The organism is Massilia sp. PWRC2 (assembly GCF_049896725.1).
Lineage (GTDB): Bacteria > Pseudomonadota > Gammaproteobacteria > Burkholderiales > Burkholderiaceae_D > JAFCUW01.
In genome coordinates this window covers 1-584 of record NZ_JAFCUW010000053.1, presented here as the reverse complement: position 1 = coordinate 584, position 584 = coordinate 1, and the positions used below count along the sequence as shown (strand labels likewise).

At 63.0% G+C, this 584-nt stretch carries 1 protein-coding gene; it reads left to right on the top strand.

Translation table 11 applies throughout. The features are described from left to right. The coding region (locus ACP7BZ_RS23000) for an IS30 family transposase (RefSeq protein ID WP_426117525.1) at positions 1–584 on the top strand (584 nt) is incomplete at both ends.

Here is a 584-nt window from a genome sequence, read left to right as displayed (position 1 = left end):
CATTTGCAGAGCGGCGCGCGCCGTGTCGCACCGCGCCGCCTACCGAAACTCCACGCCGATGGCGTGCTGTTCCAAGTGGTGCGCCACTATCTGAAGGAACTCTGGTCGCCCCAGCAAATTGCGAACATACTGCGTGCCATGTGGCCCGACGACTCCGACAAAACGGTCTCTCACGAGACGATCTACAACGCGATCTATCTGCACCCGCGTGGAGAGCTCAAGCGCGAGCTGATCGCCTGCCTGCGCCACCACAACCAGGTCCGCAAACCGCGCAGCCGTGGTGTCGACCGACGTGGCCAGATCAAAGATATGCAGAGCATCCATATCCGCCCGCCGGAGATCGAGGATCGCCTCATCCCCGGCCACTGGGAGGGCGACCTCATTAAGGGCGAAGGCAACCGCTCCTCGGTCGGCACGCTGGTCGAACGCACCACGCGTTTCGTGGTGCTGGCCAAGATGGACAACGCCGGCACCCGCTCCGTCGTCGACAGCTTTTCGGCCGTGCTCAACCGTCAGCCCGCCGAACTGCGCAAGTCGATGACCTACGACCAGGGCCGCGAGATGCATGGCCACAAAATTCTCAC